Raw genomic sequence first — 20,872 nt, forward strand, 5'->3', positions numbered from 1 at the left:
GTTCCCCCGTACCCCCTTTGAAGACGCATCCCGCCGCGGCGGGAAGAACGGACACGGCGATGACGCTGGTCGCAGGAGTCGACTCGTCGACCCAGAGCTGCAAGGTGGTCGTCCGCGACCTCGAGAGCGGAGCGGTGGTCCGCACCGGTCGCGCGAGCCACCCCGACGGCACCGAGGTGCACCCCTCGGCCTGGTGGGACGCGCTGACCGCGGCCCTGGCGGATGCCGGCGGACTCGACGACGTCGCCGCGATCTCGATCGGCGGGCAGCAGCACGGCATGGTCGTGCTCGACGCCGACGGCGAGGTGATCCGCCCCGCACTGCTCTGGAACGACACGCGCAGCGCGGGCGCCGCCGAGGCGCTGGTCGCCGAGCTCGGGGCGGAGGAGTGGGCGCGCCGCACGGGCACCGTCCCGGTCGCCTCCTTCACGGCCACGAAGCTCCGCTGGCTGCGCGATGCCGAGCCCGAGAACGCGGCGCGCGTCGCGGCGGTGGCCCTCCCCCACGACTGGCTGACGTGGCGCCTGCTGGGCTACGGACCCGGATCCCCGCGCGGCGTGGACCTCGACGCGCTGACGACCGACCGCTCGGACGCCTCCGGCACCTCGTACTGGGGCGCGGACGGCTACGACGTGGAGCTGCTCGAGCACGCGCTCGGCCACCGCCCGGCACTCCCCCGCGTGCTCGGGCCGTCGGAGGAGGCGGGCCGGACGCCGGAGGGCCTCGTGGTCGGCCCCGGCGCCGGCGACAACGCGGGCGCGGCGCTCGGTCTGGGTGCGGGGCCCGGCGACGTGGTCGTCAGCATCGGCACGAGCGGCACCGTCTTCGCGGTGACCGAGGACCCGGTGCGCGACCCCTCCGGGACCGTCGCCGGCTTCGCGGACGCGAGCGGGCGCTTCCTGCCGCTCGTCGCGACGCTCAACGCCGCCCGCGTGCTGTCCTCGACCGCCGCCCTGCTCGGCGCCGGCTTCGACGAGTTCGCCGACCTCGCGCTGCAGGCGGAGCCGGGCGCCGACGGCCTCGTGCTCGTCCCGTACTTCGAGGGCGAGCGCACCCCGAACCTGCCCGACGCGACCGCGAGCCTGCACGGCATGACCATCGCCTCGACCACGCGCCCGAACCTCGCCCGCGCGGCGATCGAGGGCATGCTCTGCGGTCTGGCCGACGGCCTCGACGCGGTGCGCGAGCTCGGGGTGGAAGCGCGGCGCATCCTGCTGATCGGCGGAGCGGCGCAGAACCGCGCCGTGCAGCTGGCCGCCTCGCAGGTGTTCGACGTTCCCGTGGTCGTGCCGACCCCCGGCGAGTACGTGGCCGACGGAGCCGCGGTGCAGGCCGCGTGGGCGCTGACCGGCTCGCGGCCGACCTGGCAGGTCACCTCGGTCGCCGAGCCGACGGCCGACCACCGCCCCGCGATCCGCGCGCAGTACGCGGCGGCCCGCGCCTGACGCCGCTGGTGAGGCGGGTCTCGATACGCGCTGCGCGCTACTCGACCAGCAGCAGCTCGCTGATCGAGTAGCCGTCGCAGACGGCGTACCGAGACCCGCCCCGGGTCAGGACGTCATCGAGTCCACGTACTCGCGGTTCTCGTCCATCCAGGCCGCGAGCGCCGCGTCGCGGTCGTCCGACGCGGAGTTGAACAGCGCGTTCTCGAGCGAGTAGAGCGTCTCGGAGTCCATCCGGAAGTCGCGCATCCAGCTGCTCAGCGTCGGGAAGTCGCCGTCGAACGAGCTCGAGCCGAACGAGTGGATGTCCTCCGCCTCGCCGAGCAGCCCCTTCGGGTCCTCGAGGTCCTTCACCGGGAACGCGTCGTACGCCCAGTGCGGGCGCCAGAGCGTCACGGCGATGTCCTCGCCGTTCGCCGTCGCGGTCTCGAGCTCCTGCAGCATCGCCGGCGTCGACGACGTCAGGTACTCCATCCCCTCGAGGCCGTACCCGGGGATGACCTCCTCGGTCGTCACGGCGTTCAGCCCCGACCCGGGCTCGATGCCGATGAGCCGGTTCCCGACGACGTCCGGATTCGCCGCGAGCTCCTCGAGCGTGTCGATCGGAGCGTCCTCGTTGACCGCGATGGTCAGCTTCGCCTCGTCGTTCCAGGCTCCGAGGTCGACGAGCTGGTCGCCGTACTGCTCCAGGTAGCTGCCGTGAGTGGTCGGCAGCCAGGTGTCCAGCGCCAGGTCGTAGCTCCCGGCGGCGAGCCCCGCGAAGCCGGGCGCCACGTCGATATCCGAGAGCTCGACGTCGTAGCCCTGCTCCTCGAGCACGGCGCCCCAGAGCGCCGACACCGCGATGCCCTCGTCCCAGCCCTGGAACACGGCCAAGCGCACGTCGGTGCGGTCGCCGTTGTCGACGGAGGCGGTGCTCGCCGGCCCCGCGACGGCCGACGCGCCGAGGGAGGCGACGACCGCGACCGACACGGCCGCGACGGCCGAGCGGGTCAGGACCACGGCGCGGCGGCTGCCGGCCCGGGCGACCCGGGCGGGCGAGGGCTTCCCCAGCGCTCCCGTCATCCGGTCGAGCACGATCGCGAGGATCACCACCGAGATGCCGGCCTCGAACCCGAGCGACACGTCGATCCGGTTGAGGCTCGCGACGACGTCGCCGCCCAGCCCGCCGGCGCCGACGATGCCGGCGATGACCACCATCGAGAGCGACAGCATGATCACCTGGTTGAGCCCTGCCAGGATCGACGGCAGCGCCAGCGGCAGCTGGATCTGGCGCAGGATCCGCCACTTCGACGAGCCGAACGCCTCCCCCGCCTCGACGAGCTCGGGGTCGACCCCGCGGATGCCGAGCTCGGTCAGGCGCACCCCCGGCGCCATCGCGAAGACGATCGTCGCGACGATGCCGGGCACGACTCCGACGCGGAAGAAGATCAGCGCCGGGATCAGGTACACGAACGCCGGCATGGTCTGCATCAGATCGAGCACCGGGCGGAGGATCGTGGAGGCCGTCCGGTTGCGCGCGGCGAGCACGCCCAGCGGCACGCTCAGCGCGATGGCGATCACGGAGGCGACCAGCACCAGCGCGAGCGAGTCCATCGCGTTCTCCCACTGGTCCACGCTCACGATCACCAAGAGCCCCACCGCGGTGCCGATCGCGAGGACCCACCCGCGCGCGGCATAGGCGAGCACCGCGAGGAACGCGATGATCACCCAGAACGGCGGAGTGGCGAGCACCGCGTCGACTCCCGTGTAGAGAGCGCCGAAGACGGTCCTGATCAGGTCGAAGACGGGCTGGAGGACCGCGGTGAGGGCGTCGATGCCGCTCTCGACGGCGTCGCCCAGGGGCAGGCGGATCATCGGACGCCCCCCTCGCTCGCGAGCACGGAGTCGTCGACGGGTCCGCCCGTCGCGTGCAGCGTGGCCGTGACGAGCTCCGTCGGGATCGTCGCCGGCGGCTCGATCACCGGCTGCTCCCCGGTCTGCGAGCTGATGTTGCCGAGGGCGGCCAGCAGCGTGACGCGCGGGATCGCCCCGAGCAGGCGTCCGCTCCCGTCGACGACCGCGACGGGCAGCTCCGTCTCGACGGCGGGCTCGATGATCTGGCTCAGCGCGGTGTCCGGAGCGACGGCGACGACGTCCGAGGTGACGACGGCCGAGAGGTCGACCTCGCTCCGGCGCACCTGCCCCATCACGTCGCGGTCGCGGACGGTTCCGACCAGTCGGCGTCCGGCGCCGACCACGAACGCCGCGGAGGTCTGCAGGTCGCGCATCCCGCGGAGCGCCGCGCGGGGCCCGGCGGCGAGGGTCACGACGGAGCGCGGCGGCTCCATCACGGCGGCGGCGGTCAGCACGCGCGCCCGATCGACGTCCTGGACGAACTGCGCGACGTAGTCGTTCGCCGGGTCGGTGAGGATCTCCTCCGGGGTGCCGATCTGGACGATGCGGCCGTCGCGCATGACGGCGATGCGGTCGCCGAGGAGCATCGCCTCGTTGAGGTCGTGGGTGATGAAGACGATCGTCTTCCCGAGCTCCTGTTGCAGCTCGATCAGCTGCTCCTGCATCTCGCGCCGGATGAGCGGATCGAGTGCCGAGAACGCCTCGTCCATCAGGACGATGCCCGTGTCGGCCGCGAGCGCGCGGGCGAGGCCGACGCGCTGGCGCATGCCTCCGGAGAGCTCGCCGGGCGTCGTGTCGTGCCAGCCGGCGAGTCCGGCGCGCTCGATCGCCAGCAGCGCGCGCTCGCGCCGCTGCTGAACGGGGACGCCCTGGATCTCGAGCGGGTAGGCGACGTTGTCGAGCACGGTGCGGTGCGGCAGCAGCGCGAAGTGCTGGAACACCATCGAGACGGACGAGCGGCGCACCCGCCGCAGCTCCCCCTCGGGCACTCCGGTGATGCTCGACCCGTCGATCAGGACCTCGCCCGCCGTCGGCTCCTGCAGGCCGTTGAGCATGCGGATCAGCGTGGACTTGCCGGAGCCCGAGAGCCCCATCACCACGAAGATCTCGCCGCGGCGCACGGCGAACGAGGCGTCGATCACCGCCGCGGTCCCGGAGGAGCCGAGGTCGTCCCGGTCGGCGCCCGCCCGCAGTCGCCTCACCGCCTCGTCGGGACGCCGTCCGAAGACCTTGAAGAGCCCTCTCGCCTCGAGGGCGGGAACGGCGAGGTCCTCGAGGACCACTCCGCCCGCGGGCTCGCTGATGTCGTTCTGGTTCTGCTGCACGTACGCTCCGTCGGGGCGCAGGACGGATCCCGCGCTCTCTCATCTCGTGGTGCCGGGTCGGGGCGCGTGGGACTCCCCGGAGCGGGCCTCCGCGTGCTGCCCGCCGCGCGACGCAGGCGGGGGATGGAGGCGTCCGGGGTGTGTCCGAGACGGCCTCGGGGCCGCCTCCGCTCCCGCTGACCGTACGCTCGCGGCTCTCCGTCACGGGGACGGGGCACGGGCGCGGACCGGTTCATCGGGGTCTCGAAGACCGCCGTCCACGGTAGCCGCGGAGCCCCGATCCGGCAAATGTCGGACTAATGGAGGAGGGGTGTCAGCGGCCGCGCGCGTCCGCGTCGTCAGCGAGGAACCCCAGATCAGGGCTCATTACGCTTCGTTGCTCGATCGTTACCCGACCCTCCCTGGAGAACCGACCGGCAGTCCGGATCAGGCCGTCGTGTCCCCCGACGGACCGGACGGAGCAGCGGCTCCCACTCCGCTCACCGGCTCGCCCTGCCACGACTCGAGCACCCACTCCGAGCCGCCGCCCACGAGCACGACGACGCCGGTGTTGTCGAGCAGGTGATCGGCGATGAAGCGCGCGTCGAGGTCCTTCGAGCGCAGCCCCGCCCAGCAGCGGATCGCCGCCCCGTGGCTGACCAGCGCGACCGTGCCGTGCCCCGACGACTCCGCCTCCGCGACGACGGAGTCGTACCGCGCCGCGAACTCCTCGCCCGTCTCGCCCCCGGCGAGCCTCAGCCCGGTCTCGCCGCCGGCCCAGCGGAACACGGTGCCCATGTACTCCTCGACCGCGGCCTCGTCGCCGCGCATCTCGAGACCGGCGGCCGCGATCTCGCGGATCCCGTCGCGCTCGATCGGCTCGAGCCCCAGGGCCGCCGCGAGCGGCGCCGCCGTCTCCTGGGTCCGGCGCATCGTCGAGACGTAGAGCGCGCCGATGCCCTCACCGGCGAGCGTCTCGGGCAGCAGCTCCGCCTGGGTGCGTCCGAGCTCGGTCAACCCGGGTCCGGGGATGCGGGTGTCGAGGAGCCCGGCGACGTTCGAGGGCGTCTGGCCGTGGCGGATGAGGAGCAGGCGCATCCGTCCACGGTACCCGCCGCGCATCCAGGGAACCCCGGCCTCGGCCCAGGGCCACGGCTCCCGCCCCGCGCGCACCCCCTGTGCCAGAATGACCGGGACCGAAGGGACGCGCCTGTGCCGACACGATCAGGACGCAGCTCCGGAGTGACCCTGCACGACGTCGCGCGAGAGGCCGGCGTCTCGCTCGCCACCGCCTCGCGATCGCTGAACGGCAGTCAGCGCAAGGTCGCCGAGGAGTACCGGGTCCGCGTGCTCGCGGCCGCCCAGCGCCTCGGCTATTCCCCCAACCTCTCGGCCCAGGCCGTCGCCAAGGGCTCGACCAGCACGGTCGCCCTGATCGTCAGCGACATCGCCGACCCCTACTTCTCGACCATCGCCGCGGGCGTCGCGGGAGCGGCGGAGCAGCTCGGCCTCGTCGTCACGATGGCCGTCACCGGCCGCGACTCCGCCCGCGAGCTCGCCATCGTGCGGGCCCTGCGCGGCGCGCGGCCGCGGGTGATGATCCTCGCGGGCAGCCGCTTCGCCGGCGAGGACGAGCGCGACGCGCTCATCGCCGAGCTCACCTCCTTCGAGGCCGCCGGCGGCCGCGTCGTGCTGATCAGCCAGGGCGGACTGCCGTTCCCGACCGTCGTGCTCGACAACCGCGCGGGTGCGCGAGCGCTGGCCGAGGCTCTCGTCGAGCAGGGCTACCGGCGCTTCGGAGTCGTGTCCGGCAGCCCCGCGATCCTCACGTCGCACGATCGCGTGCAGGGCTTCCGCGAGGGGCTCGAGGCGCACGGCATCGCCCTCGACGACGCGCTCGTGGTCGAGGCGCCCTTCTCGCGCGACGGCGGATTCGACGGCGCCACGAGGCTCCTCGCCGAGCACCGCGACGAGATCGACCTCGTCTTCGCCGTGAGCGACGTGATGGCGATGGGAGTCTCCTCCGCCCTGCGCGCGGCCGGGATCGAGCCCGGCGCCGACCTCGGCGTCGCGGGCTTCGACGACATCCCCACGGTGCGCGACGTGCACCCCGCGCTCACGACCGTGGCCGTGCCGCTGCGCGAGCTGGGCGAGCGCTCCCTCGCCGTCGCGCTCGGCGACGACGACGCTCCCGCCGAGCCCGTCGCGACCTCGGTGGTCCTCCGCGCGAGCACTCCGGGGCCCCGAGCGACGTAAGGTGTGCTCACACGCGCCCGCGGACGGGCGGGTCCCGCGCTGACGCGGGCTCGGACGGTCCCTGCGACAGGGCGCCGCCGATCACAGAGAGCCACGGTGCCCCGATGCCGGAAGACAAGCCCGCGCCCCGGGCTCCCAGCATCTACGACGTCGCGCGCGCCGCCGGAGTCTCGCACCAGACCGTCTCGCGCGTCCTGAACGACCACCCGAGCCTGCGCGCCGAGACCAAGCGCCGCGTCCTCGCAGTGATGGCCGACCTCGACTACCGTCCCAACCTCGCCGCCCGCGCGCTGGTCACCAGCCGCACGCGCACCGTCGGCGTGCTCTCCTCGCAGAGCCTCCAGTACGGCCCGGCGTCGAGCATCCAGGCGATCGAGGTCGCCGCGCGCGATGCCGGCTACCTCGTCGTCACCGCCAACGTCGACGGCACCGACGGCGAGTCGATCCAGGCCGGGATCCGCCACCTGCTGAACCAGGCGGTCGAGGGTCTCGTGGTCATCGCGCCGCAGATCCGCGTGTTCGACATCCTCTCGGGAGCCGCGCTGCGGATCCCGCACGTGACCCTGCAGACCTCGGACGACTCCCGCGACGACGCGCTCTACGTCGACCAGATGGCGGGGGCGCGCCTGGCCACCGCGCACCTGATCGACCTCGGGCACACCGAGATCGTGCACCTGGCCGGCCCGCAGGACTGGATCGAGGCGGAGGCGCGGATGCGCGGCTTCCTGGCCGAGCTCGACGACCGCGACATCGCGATGCGACCGCCGCTCCTGGGCGACTGGAGCGCCGAGCGCGGCCACCGCGTAGGCCTGGAGCTCGCGCGGTTCCTCGACTTCACGGCCGTCTTCGCCGCGAACGACCAGATGGCGCTGGGCCTGCTGAGCGCCTTCCACGAGCGCGGAATCCGGGTGCCCGAGGACGTCAGCGTGATCGGCTACGACGACATCCCCGAGGCCGCGTTCTACTGGCCGCCGCTGACGAGCGTCCGCCAGGACTTCGCCGAGCTCGGCCGCCGCTGCATGGCGACGCTGCTCAGCCTGATCGAGGGCGAGCGGCCGGAGCCGGCGCCGCCGATCGAGCCGCAGCTCGTCGTCCGCGGGTCCACCGCGGTGCCCCGCACCCTGCGCCCGGTAGGCGTCGCGGAGCGTCCGTCACCGCGCGCCGTTACCGAGTCGCAACTTTCCCGGTGGCACGAAAGCGATCCACGGGTCTAGCATCACTCCATGTGATCGCTCACATGAGCGCTCACATCCCCGCCCCGCAACCGGGAGCGGCCCCTCCCACTGCATTCAATGACGAAGGAATCACAGTGACCACTATGAAGCGCTCCCTCCTCGCCGGCCTCGCCGGCGGAGCGATGATCCTCTCCCTCGCAGCCTGCTCCAGCGGCGGCGACTCGGGCAGCGGCGACGGCGGCGGCGAAGGCGGACTGGTCGGCGTCGCGATGCCGACGAAGTCCTCCGAGCGCTGGATCGCCGACGGCGACAACGTCAAGTCGCAGCTCGAGGAGGCCGGCTACGAGGTCGACCTGCAGTACGCCGAGGACGACATCCCCACCCAGGTCTCGCAGCTCGAGAACATGATCACCAAGGGCGCCAAGGCCCTGATCATCGCCTCGATCGACGGCACCACCCTCACGAGCGTGCTCGAGGAGGCGGCCGCGAACGACATCCCGGTCATCGCCTACGACCGCCTCATCCGCGACTCGGCCAACGTCGACTACTACGCGACCTTCGACAACTACAAGGTCGGCGTGCAGCAGGCCACCTCGCTCCTCGCGGGCCTCGGCCTGACCGACCTGACCGGAGCCCCCGCCGCCGACGCGCCGGCCGGCCCGTTCAACATCGAGCTGTTCGCCGGAAGCCCCGACGACAACAACGCCACGTTCTTCTTCAACGGCGCGATGGACACCCTCAAGCCCTTCATGGACGACGGAACCCTCGTCGTCAAGAGCGACGAGACCGAGTTCACCACCGTCGCCACGCTGCGCTGGGACCCCGAGGTCGCCCAGAGCCGCATGGAGGACATCCTGACCAAGTCGTACTCCGACGGATCCCAGGTCCAGGGCGTCCTCTCGCCCTACGACGGCCTCAGCCGCGGCATCATCTCGGCCCTGACCGACGCCGGCTACACCGTCGGAACCGACTTCCCGATCATCACCGGCCAGGACGCCGAGCTCGACTCGGTCAAGGCGATCATCTCCGGTGAGCAGTACGCGACCATCTACAAGGACACCCGCGAGCTCGCGGCCGAGGCCGTCACCATGGCGCAGGCCGTCCTCGAGGGCACCGAGCCCGAGGTCAACGACACCGAGACCTACGACAACGGCGAGAAGGTCGTCCCGTCGTACCTCCTCGAGCCCGTCATCGTGACCAAGGACGACATCGAGTCGGTCCTGGTCGACGGCGGCTACTACACCGACGCCGAAATCAACGGTTAATCGCGAACCTCGGTGGGGTGATCTGCGGCGCTGTCGTCGGGCGCGATGGTTCCACCATCGCTTCCTCCTCCGCCTTGCAGCTCACCCCACCGAGAACCGCGACCGCCCTCCAGGAGGAGGAGCTCCGCGACAGCCCTCCCGAGGAGGAGCCGCCGCGGATGCCCTCCTGAGGAGGAGCCGTTGCGTCACTCCTCTTAACAAAGAGGAGCGGAAGCGAGCGAGGCCTCCCCGAGGGGCCGTGACCGGATCGGCGCCCGAGAAGGTGCGGGTCGCGAGTCGGTACTGAACGATCCGAGCCGGGTCCCCGAGAGGGGGCCCGGCTCCCTGAAGGAGTGAGGCGTAGTGAGCACCAACATTCTCGAGATGCGCGGGATCACCAAGACGTTCCCGGGTGTCAAAGCGCTGCAGGACGTGACCCTGAACGCCGCGCGCGGCGAGGTGCACGCGATCTGCGGCGAGAACGGCGCCGGCAAGTCGACGCTGATGAAGGTCCTGTCCGGGGTCTACCCGCACGGCACCTACGAGGGCGACATCGTCTTCGAGGGCGACGTGATGCAGTTCGGCAGCATCCGCGACTCGGAGGCCAAGGGCATCGTCATCATCCACCAGGAGCTGGCCCTCAGCCCCTACCTCTCGATCGCCGAGAACATCTTCCTCGGCAACGAGGTCCGCGGATTCGCGGGGCTGATCGACTGGAACAAGACCAACCAGGAGGCGGCCGCGCTGCTCGCCCGGGTGGGTCTGAAGGAGAACCCCACGACGAAGATCCAGGAGATCGGAGTCGGCAAGCAGCAGCTCGTCGAGATCGCCAAGGCGCTCTCCAAGCGGGTCAAGCTGCTCATCCTCGACGAGCCCACCGCGGCGCTCAACGACGAGGACTCGGACCACCTGCTCGACCTGATCCTGCACCTCAAGGAGCAGGGCATCACGTCGCTGATCATCAGCCACAAGCTGAACGAGATCAAGAAGATCGCGGACACCGTGACGGTCATCCGCGACGGCAAGACGATCGAGACGATCGCTCACGACGACGTGACCGAGGACCGGATCATCAAGGACATGGTCGGCCGCGACCTCGACCACCGCTACCCGGACCACACCCCGCACATCGGCGAGGAGATCCTCCGCGTCGTGGACTGGACCGCCCACCACCCGCAGGACCCGACTCGCGTCATGGTCGACAAAGTGAACCTCACGGTGCACCGCGGCGAGATCGTCGGCATCGCCGGACTCATGGGCGCGGGTCGCACCGAGTTCGCGATGAGCCTCTTCGGCCGCTCTTACGGCAGCCGGATCTCGGGCCAGGTCTTCAAGGCCGGCAAGGAGATCAAGATGCGCAACGTGTCGGAGGCGATCGCCCACGGGCTCGCCTACGCCACGGAGGACCGCAAGCACTACGGCCTCAACCTCATCGACGACATCAAGCGGAACATCTCGCTCGCCTCGCTCGAGAAGGTGTCGAAGGGCGGACTCGTCGACGACAACCGCGAGTTCGAGGTCGCGAACGAGTACCGCGGCAGCATGAACATCAAGTCGCCGACCGTGCTCGCCAAGACCGGCAAGCTCTCGGGCGGCAACCAGCAGAAGGTCGTCCTGTCGAAGTGGATCTACTCCGACCCCGACGTCCTGATCCTCGACGAGCCCACCCGCGGCATCGACGTGGGAGCGAAGTACGAGATCTACACCATCATCAACAAGCTCGCGGCGGCGGGTAAGGGGATCATCGTCATCTCCTCCGAGCTCCCCGAGCTGCTCGGCATCTGCGACCGCGTGTACGCGCTGTCGGAGGGCCGGATCACGGGCGAGCTGCCCATCGCCGAGGCGACCCCCGAGGCGGTCCTCACCCTCATGACCCAGGAGAAGCAACGATGACCGATCTGCAGAACACCCCGCCCACGGCGGCGGGCGCGCAGGTGAACCCCACCGAGAACGCTTTCACGAAGCGCCTCAGCCACGTGCTGGGCGACCTCGGCAAGAACGGCATCTTCATCGCCCTCATCGTGGTGGTGCTGCTGTTCCAGATCATGACCGAGGGGATCCTGCTGCGCCCGCAGAACATCTCCAACCTGATCGTCCAGAACGGCTACATCCTGATCCTCGCCATCGGCATGGTGATGGTCATCGTGGCCGGGCACATCGACCTCTCGGTCGGCTCGGTCGCCGCGTTCGTCGGAGCCGTCTCGGGCGTCTTCGCGGTCACCATGGGTCTCCCGTGGTGGCTGTCGATCATCCTGTCGCTCGGCATCGGCGCCCTCGTCGGCGCCTGGCAGGGCTTCTGGATCGCGTACGTCGGCATACCCGCGTTCATCGTGACGTTGGCGGGCATGCTGATCTTCCGCGGCCTCGCGCTCGTCGTCCTCGGCAACGCGAACATCGGCTCGTTCCCGATCGAGTACCGCGCGCTGGGCAACGGCTTCCTCACCGACCTGTTCGGCGAGACCGCGCTCGACCCGCTGTCGCTCGGAGTCGGCGCGCTCGCGATCATCGCGTTCACCGTGCAGTCGCTGCGCACCCGCCGCGGCCGCCAGAAGTACAACCAGAGCGTCGAGCCGGGCGTCTGGTTCGTCACCAAGCTCGTCCTCGTCGCGCTCGTGATCGGCGCCTTCGCCTTCGCGCTCTCCACCTTCAAGGGCATCCCGGTGACCCTGATCGTGCTGGCCGTGCTCGTGCTGGTCTACGGCGTCGTGATGAACCGCTCGGTCTTCGGCCGCCACGTCTACGCGATCGGCGGCAACCTGCACGCCGCGGAGCTGTCGGGCATCAAGACCCGCAACGTGACCTTCTGGCTGTTCGTCAACATGGGCGTCCTCGCCGCCCTCGCCGGACTCGTCTTCACCGCCCGCCTGAACCTCGCCGGCCCGAAGGCCGGAGACGGCTTCGAGCTCGAGGCCATCTCGGCCGCCTTCATCGGCGGCGCGGCGGTCCAGGGCGGCGTCGGCACCATCGGCGGCGCGATCCTCGGTGGTCTGATCATCGGCGTCCTGAACAACGGCATGTCGATCATGGGCATCGGCATCGAGTGGCAGCAGGCGGTCAAGGGCCTCGTGCTCCTGCTCGCGGTCGCCTTCGACGTCTACAACAAGCGCCGCGCAGGCGGACGCTGATCGGAGTCCCGTGCCCGACTGGTCGCGGTTCCTCCCGCTGAGCGCTCGGCCCGACGTCGACGAGTCGGGGGTCAGCAACGACTGGCGCCCGCTCGTCGCCGATCGACTCGATCGCCTCGCGGTACTGGCCGCCTCCCCCTCCTTCCTGGAGGAGGAGGCGGCCGGTGCCGTCTCCGCCCCCTCCACCCCTCCTCCCTCCGCCGCCGCCGTGCTCGGCGAGCTCGTGGTGCGGCTCTCGAGCAGCACCGGCCAGCGCCTCGCCACCCGCGTCGGCGCCAGGGAGGCGGGCTCCCCTCCCCCGGCCGAGGAGATCCCCGGCGCTCTCACGGCGCTCGCCTCGGCCCGGCGCTCCGGCTCCGGGTCCCGCGGCGTGGCCGACCTGGTCGACGTCGTCCGGGTCGAGCTGAGCCTCGTCACCGGAGTCGACCTGCCGCCCCGCGTCTCGGGTGCGATCGCGATGGAGCGGATGCAGCGCGCGCCGCTCCCGATCCGCGCCGCGCTCCGCGGCCGCTCCCTCGTCGCGACGGACGCCGGCTGGGAGCTGGGCCTCGGCCCGGCCGTCCGCGCGCCGGCCGAGGTGCTGCTGCGCTTCCTCCTCGGGCTCGGCCCGTTCCCGGACGCGCCGCCCGCCGACGCGTAGGGCGGAGCCGTCCGCCCCCGCTGCGAACTCCCCCGTACGAACTGCAGGCCTCCGCACGATCTGCAGGCCCGCGCACGATCTGCAGGGCCGTGCACGATCTGCAGGGCACTGTGCGATCTGCAGGGGATGTGCACCCGGCGCGACGGCAGCAGGCGGAGGAATCCGCTTGCCGGCCCGGATCCCCTGCGAATCGTGCACCGGCCGCTCCGAGCCCGCACACCGCCGACCTCCGGCCCGGAGACCAGGACGTCGGACAGCGCCCGTAGCATCGGGGCATGAACCGCTCGCTGCCGAGAAGCTCACCGTCCGCCCGCGGAGTGGACGCCGCCGGCGTCCTCGCCCTCGTCGACTCCCTCGAGGAGGCGCCCGGCATCGAGCTGCACGGGCTCGTGCTGGTGCGCGGCGGGAGCGTCGTCGCCGAGGGCTGGTGGGCGCCGTACTCGGCCGAGCGGCTGCACCTGCTCTACTCCTACTCCAAGAGCTTCACGGCGACGGCGGTCGGCCTCGCCGTCGCCGAGGGGCTCGTCGATCTCGACGCCACCGTGCTCTCCTACTTCCCGGAGCTCGACGCCGAGGTGACGGACGAGCGCTCGCGCGCGATCCGCGTCCGGCACGTGCTCGCGATGGCGAGCGGGCACCGCGAGGAGACGATCGACCGCGCGCGGGCGATCGATCCGGTCGACATGGTCCGCGGCTTCCTCCTCGTGCCGCCCGACGAGGAGCCGGGCGCGCTCTTCGCCTACAACCAGCCGTGCACCTTCGCGGCCGCCGCGATCGTGCAGCGGGTGAGCGGGGAGTCGCTGGTCGACTACCTCCGGCCGCGGCTGCTCGATCCGCTGGGGATCGGCGAGGTCGCGTGGCTGCGCGACGCCTCCGGTCGCGAGATCGGCTACAGCGGACTGCACGCCACGACCGAGGCCGCGGCGGCGCTCGCGCTGCTGTACCAGCAGGAGGGCCGCTGGGACTCGGAGCAGCTGCTGAGCGCGGAGTGGGTCGCGGAGGCGTCGACCTCGCAGGTGCCGACATCGCAGGAGGAGAACGACGACTGGTCCGGCGGCTACGGCTTCCAGTTCTGGCGCTCGCAGCACGGCTACCGGGCCGACGGCGCCTACGGGCAGTTCGGCCTCGTACTGCCCGAGCACGACGCGGTGCTCGCGATCACCGGCCAGACGACCGACACCGAGGGTCTGCTCGCGCGGGTCTGGGAGCACCTGCTGCCGGCGCTCCAGCCGGAGGGCGCCGTCGCCCCGACCGAGGCGGAGGAGGCGCTCGCGACGCGCCTCGGCGCCCTCGGCCTCCCTCCGCTCGCCCCTGCCGCCGTCGACGTGGCGCCCGGTCGCTACCGGCCGTCGCACTCGGACGTCCTCTCGCTGACCGGTCTCGAGCTCTCGGGCGAGCCCGCGGGCTGGACGCTCGCGCTGATCGAGGGCGAGGACCGGCTGCTCGTCGCGCCGGGATCCGGGGCGTGGATGACGACGGACGTCCTGGCCTCGAGCGCCGGTCGCGGCCCCGACGGCGAGCTGCTCGTCGACGTGCTGTTCCTCGAGACGCCGCATCGACTGCACCTCGTGCTCGACGCCGCCGCCGCGACGTTCACCGCGCGCTGGGCGACGGAGCCGCTGCACGCCGGCCCGCTGCGCGAGCTGCGCGCCCCACGCTGACACAGGGAGGGGCACCCCCCTCGTGCATGTCGACGTCGCCCTGTACGGTGGATCGCAGGAATGTTGACGTGAACACTCGCGCAGTCCCCGTGCAAAGGAGCACAGAATGACGACTCGATTCAGACCGTTCGGATGGGCGGTGACGGCTCTCGTCGTCACGGGCCTCCTGGGAGCAGGAGCGCCCGCCCTCGCGGCGCCGCTCGCGAGCGCGGTGGTGACCGATCCCGCCGACGGAGTGCCGCGCGCGGATCCGCCGCCCGTGTACGACTCCTTCCCCGCGATCCAGGATCCGGGCCGGAGTGCGGCCGGATACTTCCAGCCGAGCTGGTACGACACCGACGGGCGCCACATCCAGGCGCACGGCGGGCAGATCGTCACGGTGCAGGAGGACGGCGCCGATGTGCACTACTGGTACGGCGAGGACCGCACGAAGGGCTACTACAACAGCCCCGGAGTCGCCGTGTACCGCTCGACCGACGGGATGAACTGGGAGAACCGCGGCACGGCGCTGCGCAGCGTCCAGACCCCCGAGGAGCTCGAGCAGCCCTATTTCGACGCCCTCTACGACACCGTCGACGACGCCGGAGTGCCGCGCGCCGACCGGATCGCCGAGATCGACTACCACCTCGACACGAACCAGACCTCGCCCAACACCGCGATCTTCGAGCGCCCGAAGGTGCTCTACAACGAGAAGAACGACCAGTGGGTGATGTGGTGGCACTCCGACGGCCGCATCACGCCGGGCGGCAGCACGTATGCGCGGTCGTTCGCCGCGGTCGCGGTCTCGGACAGCCCGACCGGTCCGTTCACGATGACCGGCGCCTACCGCCTCTACAACCGCACCGACTACCGGGCGTGCATCTCGGCGGCCGTGCCGGGCCAGGCCCGCGACATGACCGTCTTCCAGGACGAGGACGGCACCGCGTACATCTCCTACTCCTCCGAGGAGAACCGGAGCCTCTACATCGCCAAGCTCGACGCCGACTACACCAACGTCGAGCGCACGACGACCACGGACACCCTGGACGCGAACCAGTACTCGGCCGACGGCACCTACCCGTACGTCTTCGCCGACGGGACGCCCGGCGCCCCGGTGCGCGGGACGGACTTCCAGATCGTGAAGGAGTGCGGCGTCCTGGAGGCGCCCGCGATCTTCGCCGAGGGCGGGAAGTACTACACGCTCGCCTCGGGTGCGACCGGATGGGCGCCGAACCCGCAGACCTACTACACGGCCGACAGCGTGCTCGGACCGTGGATCCGCGGCGTCCAGGCCGGCGACCCGTACGAGAACGTGGCGTACAACCAGATCCCGGAGGGCGGCGACGGACTCCTCTCGGTCGGCGACGGCCGCAAGACCACCTTCGGCTCGCAGTCGACGAACGTCCTGACCCTCGGCGCCGGCAGGCACGTGTACATGGGCGACCGGTGGAACGACGGCGCGGCCGACTCGAACTACGTCTGGCTGCCGATGACCATCGGCGAGAACGGGCGCCTCGAGATGCGCAATCCCGCCGTCGAGGACCCGGCGCGCTGGGCCGACGGCTGGGACGCGTCGTACTGGGACGACAAGGGCGTCGGAGCCGGCCTCTGGTCGGTCGTCGACGACCGCCTCCCCGACACCGTCACCCGCGCGGCCGACATCGGCGCGAAGCTGCCCGCGACCGTCTCGGTCCGCTCCCCCGGCGGCACGCGCGACGTGGCCGTCGAGTGGGCGCCGACCGGTCCGAACGTCCTGGGCACGCTCAGCGTCACGGGCGTGCTGGCCGGCGACGCCGAGTACTCGGACGGACGCCGCTTCACCCGCACCATCGAGGTCGCCGAGCCCGGGATCGCGAACCTCGCGCGCCTGGCGACGGTGACGACGACGAGCCGCTCGGACCTCGCTCCGAAGCTCGTCGACGGCGACCTGAAGGGCAAGGGCTGGGACGACTGGACCTCCACCGGGTACCCGCGCGACAGCCGCCTGACCTTCACCTGGGGCTCGCCGCAGGACCTCGACTCGCTCACCGTGCACACCTACAAGGACGGAGCCGCGAGCTGGCCCTCGAGGATCGAGGTCGAGTACCAGGTCGACGGCGCCTGGCGCACGTCGACCGTCGCGGCGACCCTGACCCAGGTCGCGACCGACGCGGCGCCGACCGTGGCACTGGATCTCTCCTCCCTCCCCGACACCGCGGCCGTGCGCCTGCACCTCACCAGTGCGGCGAACACCTGGCAGTCGATCTCGGAGGTCGAGATCTGGGGCGAGGCGCCTCCGGTCAACCTGTGCCGGATCGCCGGCTCGAGCGTGAGCGCGTCCTTCAGCCAGACGGAGTGGGCGACCCTGCCTGCGGCGAACGCGTGCGACGGGAACGCGGCGACCGCCTGGTCGACGTGGTCGAGCGCGCCGCTGCGGAGCAGCGCGGACCTCACGCTGACCACCGCCGCGTCCCACCGCGTCGACCGGGTGACGTTCACCAACATCGAGGGCACGATCGCGTCGGCGAGCGTGGCGTACCGGGGCACCGACGGCGTGTGGCGCCCGACCACCGCGCAGACCGCTCCGGTCGCGGCGAACGGCGCGGCCACCACGCTGACGTTCGGCGCCGTCACGGCGACGGGACTGCGGATCACCTTCGCGACTCCGGACTCGTTCGTGAAGATCACCGAGATCGTGGTGCCGGAGGCCGCCGCCCCGGCGGTCGTGGCCCCCGTCAGCGTCACGAGCCGCTGCATCGCCAAGAAGGCCGTCCTGACGGTCACCACGGCGAACGGCTCGGCGATGCCGATCGACGTGACCGTGCGCTCGGCCTACGGGCAGAAGGCGTTCTCGCAGGTCGCTCCGGGAGCGAACGCGACGCACGCGTTCACGACGCGCCTGGCCACCGCACCGGCGGGCCAGGTGACGGTGACCGCGGTCGGCGGCGGGGAGACGCTCGAGCAGACCGTCGCCTACCCGGCGCGGAGCTGCTGACCCGGAGCGCTGAAGGGAGCCCCGGTCGGGTGGACATCGTCCCCCGACCGGGGCTCCTCCGTGTGACGGCGCGAGTCGGCGTGCACCGGAAGAGGGGTCTCGGAGCGGACGGCGGCACTGGTACGAAGGACTCGCCGCTCGCAGTGCCGCTCGGCAGAACCAGGATCCACGCGTGACCCGCTCCGCCCGCACGGCCGCCCTCGCCGCCGCCGCCCCGACCGCCGGCCTCGTGCTGGCGCTCCTCTTCGCCACCGCCGCAGCCGCCCCCGAGGCCGTGCCGCAGACTCCCGGGACGGCGGTCGCGGAGCCGTCCGCGACTCCGACCGCGACTCCGACGACGACGCCGAGCCCCGTGGACTCGATCAGGAGCCCGCGCTCGAGTGCCGCCGGTGCCGTCGACGGCGTCGCGGAGGAGCGCCCCGAGGGCACCGACCTCGACGGGACCCCGGAGCCGCAGGTGTCCGCGCCGGTTCCGCCCGCCGCACCGGCTCCCGCGCCCTCGATCGCACCGAGCGTGCCGGAGGAGCAGTCGACGGACGGCGTCGACGTCGGCGTCTCGATCGATCCCCCGGTCGACGGCGGTGCTCTGACCATGACCGTCGCGGGCGACGCGGCCGCGCTGACCGAGTCCGGGTCCACCGCCACGGCCCGCCGCTTCCTCGGCGTCCTGCCGACCGTCACGGTGCGCGACACCCGCGATCCGGACGCGGTGCCGGAGGGCGCGGACTGGTCCGTGCTCGGCACCGCCGCCGACCTCACGGGCGACGACGGGCAGCCGGCGCTCGGAGTCGAGCACCTGGGCTGGGCGCCCCGGCTGCTCGAGGGAGAGGGCCCCGTCGTCGCGGGACCGGCCGTCCGGACCGTGCTCGACGGCGGCACGGAGGGACCGCGCCCCGGACTCGTCTCGGCCGAGCTGCTCGCCCTGGCCGACGGGGCGGCGGCCCGGCCCGGCCGGTGGACCGCGGACGCCGAGCTGGTGCTGCGCACCGCGCCGTCCGTCCGCGCGGGCGGCTACGCCTCCGTCGTCACCCTCTCGCTCTTCGAGTGAGCGCGGCTCGCGGCCACCCGTGATCGAGTCGTAGGCTGATCCGACCGCTGCAGGCGGATCGGACAGGATCGATCCGCTTCGATCACACTCGAGCACACGGGACGAGACATGTCGACGACGACCGCCCAGCCCTTCACCGGCCCCCTCCGCCGCCGCTTCGGCGCCGCCCTCGACGCGGAGGCGCTGGTCCCCCTCCTGGCCGCCGCCCGGCTCCCCCTCGGGGTGCTCGAGCACGCGCCGACCCTCGAGGCGCTCCGGCGCCGTGCGGAGGAGGACCTCGGCACGCCGTGGCCGCAGCCGCTGCTCTCGCACTACGCCCGCTACGCCCGCGACGGCAACCGGACCGACTACGAGGGCCGCATCGGCGAGCGCCAGCGCCGCCTCACCCGCGCCGCCGTGCTCGCGACGGCCACCGGCGAGCAGCCCTGGCTCGACGAGACGGCCGACGGCGTGCAGCTGCTGTGCGAGCAGAGCAGCTGGAGCTGGGCCGCGCACGACGACGCACTGCCCCTGCTCGGCCGGGTCGTCCCTCCGATCGACCGCCCCTACCTGGATCTCGGAGCGGGTGAGGTGGTCGGGCAGCTGGCCTGGATCGACGCCTTGCTGGGCGAGCCGCTCGGCCGACGGGCCCCTGGCCTGCGCGAGCGGATGCGTGCCGAGACGCGGACGCGCGTGATCCGGCCGTTCCTCGACCGGCGCGACTGGCACTGGCTCGGGCTCGACGGCGACGTGCACAACTGGAACCCGTGGATCCACGGCAACGTCCTGCTCGCCGCCGTCGCGCTGGTCGACGACCCGGAGGAGCGGGCCGACGTCATCGCGCTGGTGCTCGAGGGGCTCGACCGGTTCCTGGACTCGCTGCCGGCGGACGGCGCGATCGACGAGGGCTTCGCCTACTGGTGGAACGGCGCCGGCCGGGCGCTCGAGACCCTGGAGCTGCTGGCGGAGGCGACCGACGGCGCGCTCGACGCCTCCGACCTGCCCGTCGTGCGGCAGGCCGTGCGGTTCCCCCACCGGATGCACCTCGGCGGTGCGTGGTACGCGAACGTCGCCGACGGGCCGGCGCGCGCCTCCGACACTCTGCCCTGGCACGTGCTGCACCGCTGGGGGCGGCGGATCGGGGACCGGGACGTGATCGCGCACGCCGCCGCCCTGCGCCGGCCGGCCGAGCCGCTCGCCGATCCGGCGGCCGGGCTCGGGCGCCTCGTCCGCGCCCTCTCGGACCGGCAGTGGATCGCGGCCGAGCCCGGGCCGGCACCCCTCGTCTCCCCCACCTGGCTGCCGTCGGTGCAGCTCCTCGTGACGCGCGAGCACCCGGGCGGCGCGGAGGGTCTGGGCCTCGTCGTCAAGGGCGGGCACAACGGCGAGCACCACAACCACCTCGACGTCGGGAGCGTGATCGTGGCGCTGGACGGCGTGCCCGTGCTGGTCGACGCCGGACAGCCGACGTACACGTCGCAGACCTTCGGCCCTGAGCGGTACGGCATCCGCGCGATGCAGAGCCGCTGGCACTCCGCTCCGGCACCGTGGGGTCTCGAGCAGGGGGTCGGCCGCGGCTTCGGCGCGTCGGACGTCTCGTCGGGGCCGGCCGGGCTGCTGCTCGAGCTCGCCACCGCGTACCCCCTGCCCGCCGGATCGAGCCTGAGGCGCCGCGCTCGGCGCGAGGGGGCGCAGGTCGTCGTCGAGGACGAGTGGCGCCTGCCCCGCCCCCCGAGCGTCGTGGTGGACGGCGTCGAGGTGCACCTGCTGATCGCGGGAGACGTGGAGCTGCAGGACGGCGCCGCGGTCGTGACTCCGATCGAGGGGGCGAGGCGGCTGAGGGTCGAGTGGACCGGCGCCGAGGCGACGACGGAGGAGTGGCTGCTCGAGGATCCGCTGCTCGAGGCGAGCTGGGGGGAGCGGCTGACACGGCTGACCCTGACGGTCGCCGCGGAGGGCGCCGAGGTCTTCGAGGGCGCGCTGCGCGTCACGGCGTCGGTGGTCTGAGGGCTCGGCCCTGCGCGGACCGGCCGTTCAGCGACACTCGGCGGGAATGCGCTTGCCCCCGATCGATCCGCGGTCCTACACTCTGGTAAACGCTTTCCGTCCGGCCCGTCGGCCGATCGGGGCACCGCACAGCAGAAGGGCC

Annotated in this window: 14 protein-coding genes; 11 read left to right on the forward strand and 3 right to left on the reverse strand. The window is 72.2% G+C overall.

Features of this window, described 5'->3' with window-relative positions; all coding sequences use genetic code 11:
- The first annotated feature begins 59 nt into the window (after window positions 1–59).
- Window positions 60–1,445, forward strand: coding sequence for a xylulokinase (xylB, locus tag C1I63_RS17790; protein ID WP_107575631.1), 1,386 nt, complete (start codon window positions 60–62; stop codon window positions 1,443–1,445).
- 105 nt (window positions 1,446–1,550) lie between these two features.
- On the opposite strand, the gene C1I63_RS20375 is transcribed toward xylB, so the two are convergent.
- The 3 genes from C1I63_RS20375 to C1I63_RS17805 all read right to left on the reverse strand — a co-directional run bounded on the left by C1I63_RS20375 (window position 1,551) and on the right by C1I63_RS17805 (window position 5,740).
- Complete coding sequence (locus C1I63_RS20375) at window positions 1,551–3,299, reverse strand: ABC transporter permease/substrate binding protein (protein ID WP_107575632.1); 1,749 nt, start codon at window positions 3,297–3,299, stop codon at window positions 1,551–1,553.
- Window positions 3,296–4,663, reverse strand: a complete 1,368-nt coding sequence (locus C1I63_RS17800; protein WP_425326982.1) for a quaternary amine ABC transporter ATP-binding protein — start codon at window positions 4,661–4,663, stop codon at window positions 3,296–3,298. The genes C1I63_RS20375 and C1I63_RS17800 overlap by 4 nt, the downstream gene beginning before the upstream one ends.
- 426 nt (window positions 4,664–5,089) lie before the next feature.
- Window positions 5,090–5,740, reverse strand: a complete 651-nt coding sequence (locus tag C1I63_RS17805; RefSeq protein ID WP_107575633.1) for a histidine phosphatase family protein — start codon at window positions 5,738–5,740, stop codon at window positions 5,090–5,092.
- Between the two features lie 144 nt (window positions 5,741–5,884).
- On the opposite strand from C1I63_RS17805, the gene C1I63_RS17810 reads away from it, so the two are divergent.
- The 10 genes from C1I63_RS17810 to C1I63_RS17855 all read left to right on the forward strand — a co-directional run bounded on the left by C1I63_RS17810 (window position 5,885) and on the right by C1I63_RS17855 (window position 20,730).
- Entirely contained in the window at window positions 5,885–6,898 is a 1,014-nt protein-coding gene (locus C1I63_RS17810; protein ID WP_107575634.1) for a LacI family DNA-binding transcriptional regulator, read from the forward strand.
- Window positions 6,899–7,002: 104 nt separating this feature from the next.
- Entirely contained in the window at window positions 7,003–8,112 is a 1,110-nt protein-coding gene (locus C1I63_RS17815; RefSeq protein WP_107575635.1) for a LacI family DNA-binding transcriptional regulator, read from the forward strand.
- A gap of 104 nt (window positions 8,113–8,216) precedes the next feature.
- Window positions 8,217–9,338 carry a multiple monosaccharide ABC transporter substrate-binding protein gene (chvE, locus tag C1I63_RS17820; protein WP_055791166.1) on the forward strand — a complete coding sequence of 374 codons (1,122 nt, stop codon included), beginning with the start codon at window positions 8,217–8,219 and terminating at the stop codon, window positions 9,336–9,338.
- Between the two features lie 342 nt (window positions 9,339–9,680).
- A complete protein-coding gene (gene mmsA / locus C1I63_RS17825) occupies window positions 9,681–11,210 on the forward strand; it encodes a multiple monosaccharide ABC transporter ATP-binding protein (protein ID WP_055791163.1) in 1,530 nt (509 codons plus the stop codon).
- Window positions 11,207–12,442, forward strand: coding sequence for a multiple monosaccharide ABC transporter permease (gene mmsB / locus C1I63_RS17830; protein WP_055791160.1), 1,236 nt, complete (start codon window positions 11,207–11,209; stop codon window positions 12,440–12,442). Before mmsA ends, mmsB begins: the two co-directional genes overlap by 4 nt.
- A gap of 10 nt (window positions 12,443–12,452) precedes the next feature.
- Complete coding sequence (locus tag C1I63_RS17835) at window positions 12,453–13,082, forward strand: hypothetical protein (RefSeq protein WP_055791156.1); 630 nt, start codon at window positions 12,453–12,455, stop codon at window positions 13,080–13,082.
- A gap of 275 nt (window positions 13,083–13,357) precedes the next feature.
- Entirely contained in the window at window positions 13,358–14,743 is a 1,386-nt protein-coding gene (locus C1I63_RS17840) for a serine hydrolase domain-containing protein (RefSeq protein ID WP_107575636.1), read from the forward strand.
- Between the two features lie 106 nt (window positions 14,744–14,849).
- Complete coding sequence (locus tag C1I63_RS17845) at window positions 14,850–17,696, forward strand: discoidin domain-containing protein (protein WP_107575637.1); 2,847 nt, start codon at window positions 14,850–14,852, stop codon at window positions 17,694–17,696.
- Between the two features lie 172 nt (window positions 17,697–17,868).
- Window positions 17,869–18,744 (forward strand): hypothetical protein, encoded by an 876-nt coding sequence (locus C1I63_RS17850; protein WP_107575638.1) that lies wholly within the window; start codon window positions 17,869–17,871, stop codon window positions 18,742–18,744.
- 108 nt (window positions 18,745–18,852) lie between these two features.
- Window positions 18,853–20,730 (forward strand): heparinase II/III family protein, encoded by a 1,878-nt coding sequence (locus tag C1I63_RS17855; protein ID WP_107575639.1) that lies wholly within the window; start codon window positions 18,853–18,855, stop codon window positions 20,728–20,730.
- The last annotated feature ends 142 nt before the right edge of the window (window positions 20,731–20,872 follow it).

This window comes from Rathayibacter caricis DSM 15933 (genome assembly GCF_003044275.1).
GTDB classification, from domain to species: domain Bacteria; phylum Actinomycetota; class Actinomycetes; order Actinomycetales; family Microbacteriaceae; genus Rathayibacter; species Rathayibacter caricis.